We start from the raw sequence: 15,368 nt of genomic DNA, 5'->3' as shown, positions 1-15,368 counted from the left end.
CGCGCCACGCCGGTCCCGCCCGGCTACCCTGTCCGACGAGCCGCCCCCGCGGCCCCATGCCCCGAGGAGCCGACGTGGTCTCTGACGCCGCCGCAACGCCGTCGTCCGCACGACAGCGCCCGAGCGTCGGCGACGTCGCTTCCCTCGCGGGCGTCTCCCAAGGGACGGTGTCCAACGTCCTCAACCATCCGGACAAGGTCGCGGCCGCGACCCGGGAGAAGGTCGAGCGGGCGATGTCGCTGCTGGGCTACGTCCCCAACACGGCGGCGCGCTCGCTCAAGACCGGCAGCACCCGGTCCATCGGGCTGATCGTCTCCGACCTGTCCAACTCGCTCTTCGTCGACGTGGCGCGCGGCGCCGAGAGCGGCGCCGAGCACGGCGGGCTCACCATGATGCTCGCCAACAGCGACGCCCGCGTGGAGCGCGAGTCGGCCTATCTGGACATGTTCGCGCAGGCCCGCGTGACGGGAATCCTCATGACGCTCAACGACGCGGCACACTTCGCCACCGTCGCGCGCCGCGCCCCCGCGGGCATCCCGCTCGTGCTCCTCAACTTCATCGCCCCTACGAGCCAGTTCTGCTCCGTCGACGTCGACAACACGCTCGGGGGCTACCTGGCCACGCAGCACCTGGTCGAGACCGGCCGCACGCGGCTCGCGTTCATCGGCGGCCCCGAGGAGCTCCAACCCGTGGCCGAGCGACGCAACGGGTTCCGGCGCGCCGTCGCCGAGAGTCCCGGCGTCACGTCCGAGATCGTGTCGCCCGACTGGATCAACCGGGCGGACGGGTTCGCGGTGGGCCTCGCGCTCGCCGACCGCATCGCGGCCGGCGAGATCGACGGGATCTTCGCCGCGTCCGACCTCCTCGCCGCCGGCATCGTCCAGGCGCTGGCCGGTCGGACCGACATCCGGGTCCCCGACGACGTCGGGATCGTGGGGTACGACAACAACCAGGCCGCGTGGGACAGCCCGATCCCCATCTCCACCATCGCCCAGCCCGGCGAGGAGGTCGGTCGCCTCGGGGCGATGCTCCTCCAGGAGGAAGCCGCTCCCGGCGCCGAACCGCACGAGCACTCGGCCGTCGTGCTGCCGCCGCGGCTGGTCGTCCGGCAGAGCTCGGTCCGCACGGGCTGAGAGCGAGCCGGGCCCGACGACCCTCAGGACGTCGGGCCCGGCTCTCAGCGCTCGCGAATCAGCCGAGCTTCCTCCACGGCCCGTTCGCGTCGCCCGGCTTCTGGTTCCGGGTCCACCACTTCGCGACGTACGTCGCGCCGTGGTAGGCGACGGTGTCGCCGGAGTCGAAGATCCTCGACGCCGTCCACACCGCCGTCCCGTCGACGGCGGTCACCACCTCCTGCCACGGCCCGTACGGGTCCCCCGGCTTCTGGTTCTGCGTCCACCACGACGCCGTCCACGTCGACCCGCCGAACGCCACCGTCGCGCCGGTCTGGTAGGCGGTCTTCGCGTCCCACGCCGCCGGGATCGCGGCGGCGTCCGCGAAGGGCGTGACCGTCAGGGCGTCGATGTTCGGCGCCCACGGCGACCGCAGGTCGATGTCCGGGTAGGTGTCGGAGATGTAGGTGGTCCCGTCGAAGTTCGGCAGCTCCTCCGAGCCGAACCTCAGGGTGTTGGCGCCCTTCGCGAGCGTCGCGTAGAACGTCAGCTCGTAGAAGTTGTCGTCGTGGAACGTGAACGGGAACCACACGCGCTGCGCGTCGCCGCCGTTCACGGACACGTCGGCGTGGCGCGCGAGCGGGTCCGGGTTGTAGTGGGACGCGACCGACTGCTCGCCGTTCGAGTACCGCACCGTGACCGCGTACGTGCCCGCCGCCTTCGCGGACACCGTGAACGTCGCGGCGTTGTCGTTCCCGGGTTCGCCGCCGATGCCGGTGAGCGCCTTGCCGCCCTGGGCGAGCGGGTACGACGCGACCTTCGCGCCCCCGCTGACGGTCGCGTCCTCACCCTGGACGGTCGTGCCGGCCAGGTGCCCGCCGGACGCGCCGACCCGGACCCGGTCCACGAGCAGGTTCCCGCCTGCGCCCGTGACCGTGACCTTGTTGATGCCGCCCGAGAGGAACACCGGCACCGTGACGGGCGAGCCGATGGTGCCGACCCGCTGCCCGTTGACCGTGAGGGTCGCGGTCCCCGAGCCGAGGGTGTCGACCGAGAGCGAGCGCTCGGCGTCGTCCTTCCCGTAGACCCAGAACGTCGCCGAGCCGTCAGTCCCGAGCGCCGCGGCGCCCGAGCCGGACACGCCCGTGCGGGTGTAGTCGGCGACCGCGCCGTCGAGCTCGGCGTTCTCCCCCTCGTACACCTGGGTGGCGGCCTTCGGGTCGGGCAGCGCGAGGTCGATCTTGTCGACGATCGCGTCGCCCTGGGTGACCTTCGACCCGTCGAGGCTGCGCGCGGCGAGCGTCAGCGTGTGCTTGCCGGCCGTGAGGTGCACGGTCGTGTCGGTGTGGTCCCAGACCACCCACTTGTAGCCGAGCGGCAGGTAGAGCTCCTGCTCGGCCTGCCCGTCGACCGTGAGGAACACGTTCGTCGGTCCCTGCTCCTTGACCGCGTCGTACGTGTTGAGCGAGTTCGCGAACACGCTGAGGTCGTAGGTCCCGTCCCGCGGCACGTCGACCGTGAAGGCGAGCTTCACGTCGGAGCCGGCACGGAGGCCGCCGACGTCGTACCCGCCCGAGGTGTAGAACCCGGACACGTTCGACGTCGTGCCCTCGGGCCCGTTCTTCGTGTAGCCGGTGCCGCTGTGCGCGGCGTCCTCGGCCTCGTAGGTGGCTCTCCAGAGGTCGGGCGCGGCCGTCGTCGTGTCGGCGTTCGCACCCGGCGTCACCGTGATGACGTACGCGGACTCGGCGTCGAGCACGGGCAGGTCACCCTCCCCGAACGCGAGCGCCAACGAGCCCGACGTGACGGGCACGTTCAGCTCCGCGACGTCGCGCGGGCCGGACGAGTCACCCACCTGCCCCGACCAGCCGATCTCCTTGACCGACACGTGGGCGGTCGGCCCGAACGTCGCGGCGTCGACGTGCTGGAAGTTCACCAGCGAGTTGCCCGACGCGCCGCCGATGATCGCCTTCGCCTGCTTGCGCGACGTGTCGAGGGTCGCGACGCCCTGGAGCGTGTAGCTCCGGTTCGGGTGGGGCGGCGTGAGCTGGACGGTCTTGCCGGTCATCTGGCCGTAGGCGTTGAACAGCCACCACTGCCCGTTGCCCCGGTTGGCCTGGACCGCCGAGTCGGAGACGTTGCCGTCGATGTTCCAGTACGCGACGTCGCCGTCGACCTTGGCGTCCTCGAGCGCGGAGACCCACTGGATCATCTGGCCGGGCACCGAGGTGTGGTAGTTGAACGCGTACTCGTCGATGTTGATCGGCAGGTGCTTGCCCTCGTATGCGGTTCCCTTGTAGAGGCTGTCCTCCCACGAGCGGAACTTCGCGACGTTCGTCCGGATGGACGCCGGGTCGCTCAGCTCGTGCCACGTGACGACGTCGGGCATGGTGCCCTGCGCGAGCGCGTGCTCGAGGAACCCCTGGACCTGCGTGTACAGGACGCTCGTGTTCGGGCCGGCGATCCGCGCGTCGGGCAGGCGGTCCTTGATGAGCGCGTACGCGTCGTCCCACGCCTTGAAGTAGTACTGCGGGTCGTTCAGCCACGAGATCTTGTTGTAGCTCCAGGTCCCGGTCCCGAACATGTTGCCCTCGGGCTCGTTGAACGGCACGAAGACGACGTGGCTGCGGTACTTCTCCGGCAGGCTCGCCACCTGCTCGACCTGCGTCCTCATCTTCGCCTCGAAGTCGGCGAGGCGGGCCTGCGGGGTGTCGCCAGGCCACTCGTACGGGAACCCGCGGTAGATGTCCGTCATGTAGATGTAGACGTCACCACCCGACGAGTCCACGAGCGGCTTGAGCACCTCGAGCGCGTCAGCACCCGGGTGCTGGGGGCCGTCCTGCGCCTTGGTGGCGACGGTCCGGAGCTTGATCCCGTCGATGACGTTGTTGGACGGGATGTCCTGCCCGTAGAGCCCGTACAGGGTCCCGACGGCGCCGCCCATGAAGTCGCCCGTCGTCTTCGCCAGGTCGATGTCGACCTGGTTGTCGGTCTTGACCTCCACGGTCGCCGTGACCTCCCCTACCGCCGTCGTGCCGTGGACCGTGAAGCTCCCCGCGTGAGCGTACGACCCCGGGTCCACGACGTCCCACGTCACCGCGACCGGCCGGTCGTAGCCGTCGCTGTACGTCGCGTTCACCGTCGCCGGGAGGGTCGGCGCGACGCCGGTCGCCGTCGTGACCTGGACACCGCCCGGCGCGACGCCGGTCAGGGTCGCGACGTCCTCGCCGAGCCCCGCGACCTGCTCGGCGGTGAGCGCGGTGTCGTAGACCCGGAAGTCGTCGAGCTGGCCGCCGAAGTACGTGGCGTACTGCTGGGTCCACTGCGTCCGGCCGATCAGACCGGAGTAGGTGCTCGACGCCGAGTAGAGCTTCCCGAGGTCGATCGGCGCCGACCGCGCGTCGGTCCTCACACCGTTGACGTACATGACGAGCTGGGAGCCGTCCTCGGTCAGCGTGAGGTGCATCCAGCGGTCCGACGGCAGCGCGTCGGCGGCGTTGATCTTGTACTCGGCGCCGTCGTTGGCCGCGGCGCTGTTCTTGCCGTTCTCCGACGGCGCCCAGAAGACGCCGTAGTTGTTGTTCGGGAGCTTGTCGCCGCCCAGGATGAAGGTCCACGGCGCGACCGAGGTGACGTTCTTGCCGTCCCACTTGACCCACGTCGAGACCGTGACGCCCTTCGCGCCCCGGTAGAGGCCGTTGGGGATCTTCACGTACGGCATCGTGGAGTCCGTCGTGCCCTGCGGGCCGCCGGGCAGCGTGAGCGTGCCCGCACCGTCGCGGGTCCCCGTCTTCAGCGCCGCCGCGTTCACGACCGTCCCGTCGTACGCGGCCCCGCCCGAGCCGGAGTTGTGCAACGTCGTGGTGCCGGGGCCGGCGTCGTCGAACGTGTAGTCGACGACCGGCGCCGGCAGACCCGCCGCCACGGCGGCAGGCTGTTCGGCGGCGTGCGCAGGCCAGGCGAGGACCGGCGCGAGGCCGACGACGGCGAGCGCCGCGCTCGCCCCCGCGGCGGTGAGTCTTCTCAAGGTGCGTTCCATCGTGGTGCTCCTTCGCATCCGTGGTTCCCTTGCCCCGCGGCCGTGGCCGCGGCCTCATCGGTGTGAGCGCTCACATCCGACGGCGTCCCTCGCCTCCCTCCTTCCGTGTCGTCCCGGCTCCGCCTCAGCCCCGCCGGACGTGGGCCGCGGCGAGCGTCAGGTACACCGCGGCGGTCCAGGTGTAGGCGCGGTCCCGCAGGCCCGCGCCGGTGCGGGCGTCGAAGTTCTCGGCGAAGCCGGAGCGCTCGCACAGCGCGCGGAACCGCGCGCTCACGGTGTCCGCAAGGTCGGTGAAACCCGAGACCCGCAGCCCGTCCTCGATCAGCGCGGTCGACGGCGCCCAGATCGGCCCGCGCCAGTAGCCGTCGTCCTCGAAGTGGGGCGAGGTCAGGGGCTCGGTCGCGGGTCCGTGCTCGGTGAGATGCGTGACGAGTCGCTCCGCGAGCGCCGTCCGCACGTCGGCGGGCAGCCGGTCCCCCAGCACGAGCGGCAGGACGTTGAGCAGGCTCGTCGCGGTGCTCCGCTCCCCCGACAGCGCGCCGACGGCCACGAGCTCGCTGCCGGTCCAGAGCTCGTCGAGCAGAGCCCCGAGCAGCGCGTCGCGCGCGGCCTTCCACTCCTCGGCAGGCCGCCCGAGCTCCTCGGACAGGTCCGCGAGCACCTCGAGCTGGAGCGCCAGGAAGCCGGCGAGGTCGGGCGACTCGATGACGCGGTCGCGGTCGAACGTCGTGGAGTTGTCCCAGCCGCTGTCGTTGCCGTGCTGGTAGTACGGCAGCGCGTGCCCGGGCCGACGACGCCGGTCGAGCCAGAACCGCGACCACCGGGCCAGGCGGTCGTGGACCTCGGCGAGCTCGTCGCGCGTCAGGTCGCGTCCGGCCGTCGCCCGCAGCCGGCGCAGGGCCCAGCCGTGGATCGGCGGCTTGACGTAGTTGTAGAGGACCTCGGAGTGGGTGATCGAGTCGGGCAGCGCGCCGGTGGCGTCCTGGTGGTCGAACGGCGCGAGGAACTGGTCCAGGGCCGCGTCGGGCAGGCCGGGCGCGAGCGCGAGCGCGTTGAAGCAGTGGTCCCAGCTCCACAGCTTGTCCATCCAGTGCTTCGACATGAGCACGGACTCGCGCGTCGTGAAGCCCTCGGGTGCGACCGTCGACGACCACAGCACGTACGCGGCGAGCGCCGCGGCTGGTGTCCGCTCGTCGCGCCACGGCGCCACGGCGTCGAGGTACGCGCCGAACGCGCTCGCCGACGCGGCGACCGCCGCGTCGAAGGACCGCGCCACCTCGTAGGCGGGCGCTCCGGACGTCGTCTCCTCGACCGTCGCCTCCCACGCGCCCCCGTCGGCCCCCAGCACGACGGCGCGCTCGGCGACCCCCAGCGCCTCCCCGCCGACGACGTCCACGGACCCCCGCACGGACGTCACCCGGTACCGGCGTCCGGTCTCGTAGGAGGTGAACACGACGGCGTCGTCGACCGGGTCGACGTACAGGTACGTGCCGGTGAACGGCGTGAGGCCGCCGGCGGCGTCGGCGAGCCGGAGCCCGAGGCCGGAGCCGCGCAGGCGGAGCGTCTCGAGGCCGTCGAACACGGCCTCCACGGTCCCGGCGACGTCCCCGTCGTCCGCCGACCAGGCGAAGACGCTCGGCCCCGCGCGCCATGCGGCGCCCACGACCGCGCCCTCTCGCACGGGCTCGAGCCGCAGCACCCCGTGCATCCCGTTGCGGTGTGAGACGAGGTGGACGGCGTCGGTCGTCGTGTGCAGCGCGGTGACGGGAGACAGGTCGAGCCAGGAGCCGCGCGTCGAGAACGGGATCTCACGCAGGTCGAAGGTCAGGGAGGCGGGCGCGCCGCGGTGGTCCATGGGGTCCTCGGTCGGGTAGAGGGTCGGGAGGGACGGATTCCGGCGCGAGCCGTCAGTCCTTGACGGCGCCCGCGGTGACGCCGGCGGCGACGTAGCGCTGCGCGACGAGCAGGAGCACCGCCGTCGGGATCGAGGCGAGGACGGCCGTGGCCATGAGCTCGCCCCACTGCTGGTTCTGCGAGCCGATGTAGTCGTACAGGCCCATCGTGATCGGGCGGAGCTTGCCGCCGTCACGGTTGAGCGTGGACGCGAACAGGAAGTCCGACCACGCCCACAGGAACGCGAACAGCCCGACGGTGACCGCGGAGTTGCGCGCGACCGGCATGACGACCGAGCGGAACGTGCGCCAGTACGAGGCGCCGTCGATCTGCGCGGCCTGGAGCAGCTCGCCCGGGATGCCCGTCATGAAGGCGGCGAACAGCATGACGCCGAACGGCACGGCGATCGTGGAGTCGGCGAGGATCAGCCCGGGCACGGTGTCGAGGATCCCGAGGTTGGTGTAGATGGTGTAGAAGCCGAGGGCCATCACGACGGCCGGGATCATCTGCGCGACGATCAGCAGGAAGCTGAGCACCCGGCGTCCGGGCAGCACGAGCCGCGACAGCGCGTACGCCGCGGGCGCCGAGATCGCGAGCGTCAGGGCGACGGTCCCGGCTCCCACGAGGATGCTCGTCCCGAGGTACGGCAGCTGGTCGTGGAGCACCACGTCGTAGTGCTCGAGCGTGAACGCCTTGGGGTACAGGTCCCCGTCGCGGATGGCCTCGCGCTTGGTGAGCGAGACGTTGATCATCCAGTACAGCGGGAAGAGCATGAGCGCGGTCAGGACGACCCCGAGCACGGTCTTCCACCAGGTGCGGTTGACGCGGTCCATGGTCAGTCCTCCTGGCGACGCTGGACGAGCAGGTACACGAAGCCCATGACCAGCGCGACGAGCAGCAGGATCGAGCCGACGGCGGAGGCCTGGGAGTACTTGATGACGGCAGACGTCCCCTTGCCGAAGGCCATCGAGTAGGCCCAGGTCGCGAGGGTCTGGGACGTGCCGGTGCCTTGGGTCATGATCCAGACGATGTCGACGACCTTGAGCGTGTAGACGAAGCCCAGCAGCAGCGTGATGGCGGTGACGGGGCGCAGCAGCGGGAAGGTGATCGACCAGAACTGTCGCCACGCGCCCGCGCCGTCGAGCGACGCCGCCTCGTACAGGTCGGTCGGGATGTTCTGCAGCCCCGAGTACAGGATCACGAGGTTGAACGGGATCCCGAGCCAGATGTTGGCGATCGTCACGGCCCACAGCGAGTGGTCGGCGTTGAGCCACCACACCGGGTCGACGCCGAACACGCCGAGGAACCGGTTGATGATGCCCGAGTCGGCGTCCATCATCCACTGCCACGTGGTCGCCGAGACGATGATCGGCAGCAGCCACGGCACGAGGAACAGCCCGCGCAGCAGCCCCGACAGCGGGAAGCCGCGGCGGAAGAACACCGCGAGCGCCAGCCCGAGCGCGTACTGGAACACGAGCGAGACGATCACGAACGTCGCCGTCTGCCGGACGATCGGCCAGAACTGCGGCGAGCCGATCACCTCGCGATAGATGTCGAGCCCGACGAACGGCGCCTGGCCCGTGACGAACGTGGCGCGCGTGAACCGGTGCAGGCTCATCGACACGTTCTCGTACAGCGGGTAGGCGTAGAACAGCGCCAGGTAGATCACGAGCGGGGCCACGAACGCGAGGGCGGCCCAGGTGCTGGGCCGGATCCTGCGGCGCGGGTGCGCGGGTGGCGCGTCGCCGAGCTCGGCGCGCTGCCCCTCGAGCGCGGGCTCGAGGGACGGCGCGGGTGCGGGGGTGTGGATGCCCACGGGTCTCACCATTCGTCGTCGTGCGGGTGGGAGCGGTCGTGCAGGGCTGATGGTGGTGGTGGGGCTGCGCCGTCGGGAGGTGTCGGTGCTGGGTCCTGCCCGACGGCGCGGCCTCGCCCGCCCGGGGCGTCAGCCCTGGGCGTCGGTCGTGGCCTGCTTGAAGGCGTCGGACACCGCGCCGGAGTCCCCGGCCGCGTTGAGCGAGGTCTGCAGCGCCGTCGAGAGCGCCGCCGACGTGACGGTGTACTGGGCGCCGAGGTCGCTCGTGCGGCCCTGGGCGCTCTCGATCGCGCTCGCCCACGGCGTCCAGATCTTGTCGGACGCGATCTGCGACTGGCGCAGGTCCTTGTTCGCGGCGAAGTAGCCGAGGGCGTCGGCGGTCTTGACCTGGTTGTCCTTGCCGACCAGGCACTCGATGACCTGCTTCGCGTTCGCGTAGTGCGCGGACGCGTTCTTCTTCTGCAGCGGCGCGAGCGCGAACTCGCCGCCGGTCGGGACGGGCGCCGCGTTACCGGCCTTGGCGGGGATCGGCACCATCACCGCGTGGAACTTCTGCTCGGACGCGGCCTTCGCGAACCACGAGCCGTTCTCCGCGAACGCGTACTTGCCCGTGAGGAAGAGGTCCCACGACGCCGACTGGTTGTCCGTCGCGGCCGACTTGGGCGCGTAGCCCTTGCCGATCCAGTCCGAGACGAGCTGGCCGGCCTCGGTCGCCTGGGCCGAGCCCGGCTCCTTGAGGTTCGCGCCGGCGCCCCAGAACCAGGGCAGGAACTGGAACACGCCCTCCTCGCCCGCGATCCCGGCGAACGTGATGCCCTTCGAACCGGCCTTGGTCACCTTCTCCAGCGCGGCGTTGAGGCCGTCCCAGGAGGTGAGGGTCGACGGGTCGACGCCCGCCTTGTCGAGGATGTCCTTGTTGTAGTACAGCCCCAACGTGTTGGCGCCGACCGGGACGCCGTACGTGACGTCGTCGACGGTGCCCGGCCCGGCCAGGTTCGCGTCGAAGCCCGACGTGTCGATGCCGACGTCGGACGCGGGCGCGAGGAGGCCCGAGCTCGCGGCCTCCGGGACGGCCGGGTTGTCGAGGAGGATCACGTCGGGCGCGTTGCCCTCCTTGACCGCCGTCGTCAGGTTGTTGAGCAGGTCGGCCGTGGGCGCCGTCGTGCGCTTGAGCGTCGTGCCGGTGGGTGCGCACGCCTGGACGTACTTCGCCCAGTCCGAGCTGTCGTCGTACTGGGGGTACGGGTCCCAGAAGCTGACCGTGGTGAGCTTCGCCGACGACGACGTGTCGTCGCCGGAGCCGGACGAGCCGCTGCTGCAGGCGGCGACGGAGCCGAGGAGCGCGGCCCCGGCGGCGACGCCGGCGACCTTCGCGAGGCGGGTGGAGCGGATGGTGTTCACAGGAGGTTCCTCTCTGAATCGTGCTGTGTCCATGTCGTGCTGGGATGCGGCGGCGAACCGATTCGACGGTCAGACCGGCGCGCGGCCTCAGGGGTTCGTCGAACGCGTCGCGTGGATCGGTCGGGTGCTCCCCCGGTCCCGGAGGACGGGTGCGACGAACCGGGCGACCGGCGGACCGGCGTCGGGTGCCCGGGTGATGCGACGGACGAGCTGCGCGACGCCGCTGCGCCCCAGCTCGTCGGCCGCGGACTCGACCGCGGTGAACGGGAGCGAGAACTCCTCGCCGAAGTCGCGCGAGTACAGCGAGACGACGCTGAGGTCGTCCGGGACGCGCAGCCCCCGGTCCCGCAGGATCCCGGGGAGAGCGGCGATGGTCGCGTCGTTGTGCACGACGAGGGCCGTCGCGTACGGGTGCGCGTCGAGGATCGCGTTGACGCTCTCCCCGATCGCGGGTGAGCGGGACTCGCCGTAGGAGGCGTGGATCTGCAGGCCGTACCGCGCCGCCCGTTCGATCGCCGCGTCCCGGAACCGCCACACGTACGACCCGCCGCGCTCGACGACATGGTGCGGCGGCGAGACCAGGACGATCTCGCGGTGGCCGCGCTCGTGCAGGTGGTCGACCAGCATGCGCGCGGCCTCGCCGAAGTCGAGGTCGATGACGTCCAGCTCACGCGTGTCGCGCGGGAGGCCGATGAGCACCCCGGGCTGGCGCACCTCGCGCAGCGACGGGATCCTGGGGTCCTCCGAGGTGACGTCGAGCAGGACGAAGCCGTCGACCATGTCGGAGTCGCCGATCCGATGGATGGCGCGCGGGCCGTCCGGGTCCGTGACCATGAGGATGTCGTAGCCCTCCGCCCGCGCCGCCTGGGAGACCGGCAGCACGTACTGGAGCATCGCGGGCGCGAACTCGTCGGCGTGGAACTGGAGCAGGAGCCCGAGCACCATCGTCTGCGACGTCTTCAGCGCGCGGGCCCCGGCGTTCGGGGTGAAGCCCAGCTCGGCGACCGCCCGCTCGACGCGCTCGCGCGTCTCGGCCGAGATCGTGCGCTTGCCGGAGAGCGCGTACGACACGGTGGAGCGGGAGACGCCCGCGTGACGGGCGACGTCGCCGATGGTCGTCATCGGGTCTCCGTTTCATCGTCGAACCGGTTCGAAAGCCCTGGGGCGATCCGAGCGGCTGTGGTCGGACTGATTGATGTGAGCGTTCACATCGGTGTCCTGATGGTAGTGGTCGTGCGTGCGGGTCTGTCAAGGCCCCCGCCGGGGTGACCTTCCGTCCGGGAGAGGGTGCCGCCGTCGTGGCCGGCCCCACCCACGCCGAACACGGGGTCCCCCGGCCTGAACAGTAGGGTGCGGACCCCGGCCCCCCGGGCGGGGGGCGGGGCAGCCGGGGGACGGCGGGTGCGGGGGGGCGCCCGGGACCCCGTCGTCGAGGGGCGCGGATCGCGTGCTCGCGAGGAGCACGGGCCGCTCGCTCACGTCGCGGCGGCGGGACGACGGGCCCCCTCCGTCCAACGCGCGCGGCGGAGGGGGCGCGTCGGGTCAGGAGGCGGTGGCCGGCTCGCGCAGGACGGCGACGCCGTGCGCGTCGAGCACGACCGCGCCGTCGTCGTCGCGCTCGCCCACCAGGAGCTCGCCGGTCGCAGGCAGGACGACACGGTGCTCGGTGCGGTTGACGAGGAACACGAACTGGGCGTCCCCGTCGGTCCGCACGACGCGCTCGACCGTGCCGCGCGCCGACGCCGGCAGCTCGCTCACGACGCCCGCACCCGCGAGGAGCTGCGGCAGGACCGTGGCCAGGCCCTCGTTCCCGAGCCGCGTCGACACGTACGCCGCCGACCCGGTGCCGACCGGTCGCCGGGTCACCGCCGGGCTCCCGGCGAGAGACCCCGACAGGTACGACGCGAGCACCTCGGTGGCCGGGTCGGTGAGCTGCACGGGCTCGGTCCACAGGCTCCCGACGGCGCCGGTCGAGAGGCGCACCGTCTGGCCGTCCAGCAGCGGAGCGAACTCCTCGACGCGGACGCCGAGCAGGTCGCGGAGCGCACCCGGGTAGCCCCCGAGGTAGATCCGGTCGTCGGCGTCGGCGATCCCCGAGAAGTACGTGGCGACGAGGTGCCCGCCGCCGTCGACGTACGAGCGCAGGCGCTCGGCCGTCTCCTCCGGCACGAGGTACAGCACGGGCGCGACGACCATCGCGTAGCCGGACAGGTCGGCGTCCACGGGGACGACGTCCGCCCGGACGCCCGCGTCGAGCAGCGCGCCGTACCAGTCGAGCGCCTCCTGGCGGTAGCGCAGCAGGGATGTGGGGTGGGAGTCGAGCTCGCTCGCCCACCAGGAGTCCCAGTCGAACAGGATCGCGACGGGCGCCTGCGCGCGCTCTGACCCGACGACGGGAGCGAGCGCCTCGAGCGTCCGCCCCAGCCGGACGACGCCGCGGAACAGCTCGGAGTCGGCGCCGGCGTGCGGGACCATCCCGGAGTGGTACTTCTCGGCGCCGGACGCCGAGGCACGCCACTGGAAGAAGCACACCGAGTCGGCGCCGTGCGCGACGTGCGTCAGCGCGTCGTGGAGCAGCATCGCCGTGCTCTTCGGCAGGTTGACGTCCTGCCAGTTGACGGCGCTGGTCGCGTGCTCCATCAGGTACCACGGCTTGCCGCCGGCGATCCCGGACGTGAGGTTGGCGGAGAACGACAGCTCGTCGTCGGCGCGCTCGACGGCCTGCCGGTAGTGGTCGTTGGACACGAAGTCGAGGTCTGCGGCCCAGCCGACGTAGTCCATGCCGCGGGTCTCGCCCATGACCATGAAGTTGGTGGTGACGGGCACGTCGGGCGTGAGCCGGCGCAGCACCGCGGCCTCCGCGCGCAGGTGGTCGCGCAGCGCGTCGGACGAGAACCGCTTGAAGTCGAGCTGCTGCGTCGGGTTGGGGTAGCTGGCGGCCAGGCGCGGCGGGAGCACCTGGTCGAACGAGCCGTAGCGCTGCGACCAGAAGCTCGTGCCCCAGGCGTCGTTGAGCGCGTCGGCCGTCTTGTAGCGGTCCCGCAGCCAGCCGCGGAACGCGTCCGCGGCGTCGGACGAGTAGTCGTAGACGTTGTGGCACCCGAGCTCGTTCGACACGTGCCACGCCGCGAGCGCCGGGTGGTCGCCGTACCGCTCCGCCATCGCCTCGACCAGGCGCAGCGCGTGCTCACGGAACACCGGCGAGGTGGGGCGCCAGTGCTGGCGCGCGCCGGGCCAGAGCGTCTCGCCGCGCTCGTTCACCGGGAGGATCTCGGGGTGCGCCGTCGTCAGCCACGGCGGGGGCGAGGCCGTCGCCGTGGCGAGGTCGACGGCGATCCCGTGGGCGTGCATGAGGTCCATGACCTCGTCGAGCCACGCGAAGTCCCACGTGTCGGCGTCCGGCTGGAGCTTGGCCCAGCTGAAGACCGCGAGCGTCACGATGGTGACGCCGGCCTCGCGCATGAGCCGCGCGTCCTCCGCCCACACCTCCCGGGGCCACTGCTCCGGGTTGTAGTCGGCGCCGTAGCCGACGGGCGGGGCGAGGGAGCCCGAGGCTGCGCCGTCGCTGCCGGCCGGGTTCGGCCAGCGGAGCCAGCGGTGCTGGACGGGCGGTGTCATGAGTCTGTCCTCCGGGTGTGGCTCGGGGCGGCGTCGCGGCCGACGCCGGGCCCGCGGCCGACGAACGTCGTCGCCGGCCGCGGGGCGGGTGCTACTTGTTGACCGTGAAGCCCTGGTCCTGGCCGTACTTGACCGACGCGTCCTGCCAGGCCTTGAGGCCGTCGGAGAGCGTCGTGGCGCCGGTGTACGCCTTGCCGACCGTGTCGTTGAAGATCGAGTTCGCGTAGACCTGGAAGGGCAGGTAGCTCCAGCCCTCCACGACGTTCTCGGCGGACTGCGCGAGCACCTCGTTGATCTTCTGGCCGCCGAAGTAGGCGGGGGCCGCGCTCAGGAAGTCCTGCGACTTCAGCGTCGCGGTGGTCGCCGGGAAGGCGCCGCCGTCGACGCGGATCTGCACGCCCTCGTCGACCGTGGCGAACTTGGTGAAGGCGTACGCGAGCGCCTTGTTGCTGCTGGCGTCGGTCACGGCGAGCGAGGAGCCGCCGTTCTCGGAGCTGGCGTTCTCCCCGGCCGTCCACTGCGGCAGCGGCGCCACGCGCCAGTCGCCCTTGGCTGCGGCCACGCCGGACTCGAGGTTCGCCGGCATCCAGGCGCCGATGGCGAGCGTCGCGATCGTGCCGTCGCCGAGCCCCTTGTACCACTCGTCGCTCCACGAGCTGACGGGCGCGACGAGCTTGCCGTCGAGGAGCTTCTGCCAGGTGGAGGTGAACTTCTGGGTGCCGGCGTCGTTCGCGAAGTCGATCTTCACGTTCGTGCCGTCGACGGTGTAGGGCTTGCCGCCGGCCTGCCAGATCATGCTCGTCGTGAAGCCGGCGTCGCCGGTGTCGTTCGTGATGTACGCCTTGGGGTTGGCGGCGTGGAGCTTCTGCGCGTCGGCGACGTACTCGTCCCAGGTCGTCGGGACCTTGAGGCCGTACTTATCGAAGACCTTCTTGTTGTAGAACAGCGCCATGGGCCCGGAGTCCATCGGCAGGCCGTCGATCGCGTCGCCGCTGTGCACGGATCCCCACGGGCCGGGCGTGAAGGTGCCGTCGAGCGACCCGGCGCCGAACTGGCTCAGGTCGGCCACCGACTTGCCGAGCGCGAACTGCGGGAGCGCGTAGTACTCGATCTGCGCGACGTCGGGCACGCCCTTGCCGGCCTTGATCGCGTTCTGCAGCGCGGTGTACTGGTCGTTGCCGGTGCCGGCGTTGACGAGGTTCACCTTGACGTTCGGGTACTTCTTCTCGAACGCGGGGACGACTTCCTTGAGCGTGGGCTCCCACGCCCACACGGTGATGGAGCCGCCCTTGGCGAGCGCGTCCTCGACCGCGGAGGTGTTCGCGGGCTTCGGCGTGCTGCCGGAGTCGTCGGACGAGCTGCTGCACGCGGCCAGCGCGAGCGACAGGACTCCGACGATCGCGCCACCGGCGAGGAGCCGGCTGCGTCGGGTGATGCGGGACATGGGGATTCCTCTCACTTCTTCGTGGTCGAGACCGGACGGGCGTCG

The 15,368-nt window shown here is 71.5% G+C and carries 9 protein-coding genes; 1 reads left to right on the top strand and 8 read right to left on the bottom strand.

Going from position 1 to position 15,368, the window contains the following annotated elements; translation table 11 throughout:
* The first annotated feature begins 74 nt into the window (after nucleotides 1-74).
* Nucleotides 75-1,133 carry a LacI family DNA-binding transcriptional regulator gene (locus ACLQ14_RS12135; RefSeq protein WP_425813298.1) on the top strand — a complete coding sequence of 353 codons (1,059 nt, stop codon included), beginning with the start codon at nucleotides 75-77 and terminating at the stop codon, nucleotides 1,131-1,133.
* Nucleotides 1,134-1,191: 58 nt separating this feature from the next.
* Here the strand turns inward: ACLQ14_RS12135 and ACLQ14_RS12130 are convergent, their stop codons facing one another.
* The 8 genes from ACLQ14_RS12130 to ACLQ14_RS12095 form a co-directional block, all read right to left on the bottom strand.
* Nucleotides 1,192-5,151 (bottom strand): LamG-like jellyroll fold domain-containing protein, encoded by a 3,960-nt coding sequence (locus ACLQ14_RS12130; protein WP_425813296.1) that lies wholly within the window; start codon nucleotides 5,149-5,151, stop codon nucleotides 1,192-1,194.
* Between the two features lie 124 nt (nucleotides 5,152-5,275).
* Nucleotides 5,276-7,006: an amylo-alpha-1,6-glucosidase gene (locus ACLQ14_RS12125; protein ID WP_425813294.1), complete on the bottom strand. Its 1,731-nt coding sequence runs from the start codon at nucleotides 7,004-7,006 to the stop codon at nucleotides 5,276-5,278.
* 52 nt (nucleotides 7,007-7,058) lie between these two features.
* Nucleotides 7,059-7,877 carry a carbohydrate ABC transporter permease gene (locus ACLQ14_RS12120; protein WP_425813292.1) on the bottom strand — a complete coding sequence of 273 codons (819 nt, stop codon included), beginning with the start codon at nucleotides 7,875-7,877 and terminating at the stop codon, nucleotides 7,059-7,061.
* Between the two features lie 2 nt (nucleotides 7,878-7,879).
* Complete coding sequence (locus ACLQ14_RS12115; protein WP_425813290.1) at nucleotides 7,880-8,860, bottom strand: carbohydrate ABC transporter permease; 981 nt, start codon at nucleotides 8,858-8,860, stop codon at nucleotides 7,880-7,882.
* A gap of 129 nt (nucleotides 8,861-8,989) precedes the next feature.
* Nucleotides 8,990-10,261: a sugar ABC transporter substrate-binding protein gene (locus ACLQ14_RS12110; RefSeq protein ID WP_425813288.1), complete on the bottom strand. Its 1,272-nt coding sequence runs from the start codon at nucleotides 10,259-10,261 to the stop codon at nucleotides 8,990-8,992.
* A gap of 87 nt (nucleotides 10,262-10,348) precedes the next feature.
* Nucleotides 10,349-11,383 (bottom strand): LacI family DNA-binding transcriptional regulator, encoded by a 1,035-nt coding sequence (locus ACLQ14_RS12105; protein WP_425813286.1) that lies wholly within the window; start codon nucleotides 11,381-11,383, stop codon nucleotides 10,349-10,351.
* A gap of 420 nt (nucleotides 11,384-11,803) precedes the next feature.
* Entirely contained in the window at nucleotides 11,804-13,879 is a 2,076-nt protein-coding gene (locus ACLQ14_RS12100; RefSeq protein ID WP_425813284.1) for a beta-galactosidase, read from the bottom strand.
* 91 nt (nucleotides 13,880-13,970) lie between these two features.
* Nucleotides 13,971-15,323, bottom strand: a complete 1,353-nt coding sequence (locus ACLQ14_RS12095; protein WP_425813282.1) for an ABC transporter substrate-binding protein — start codon at nucleotides 15,321-15,323, stop codon at nucleotides 13,971-13,973.
* Between the last annotated feature and the right edge of the window lie 45 nt (nucleotides 15,324-15,368).

This window comes from Luteimicrobium sp. DT211 (assembly GCF_049844995.1).
GTDB lineage: Bacteria > Actinomycetota > Actinomycetes > Actinomycetales > Cellulomonadaceae > Luteimicrobium.
Note: the sequence above shows the minus strand (reverse complement) of the source record. Positions and strands in the feature narration are given on the sequence as shown.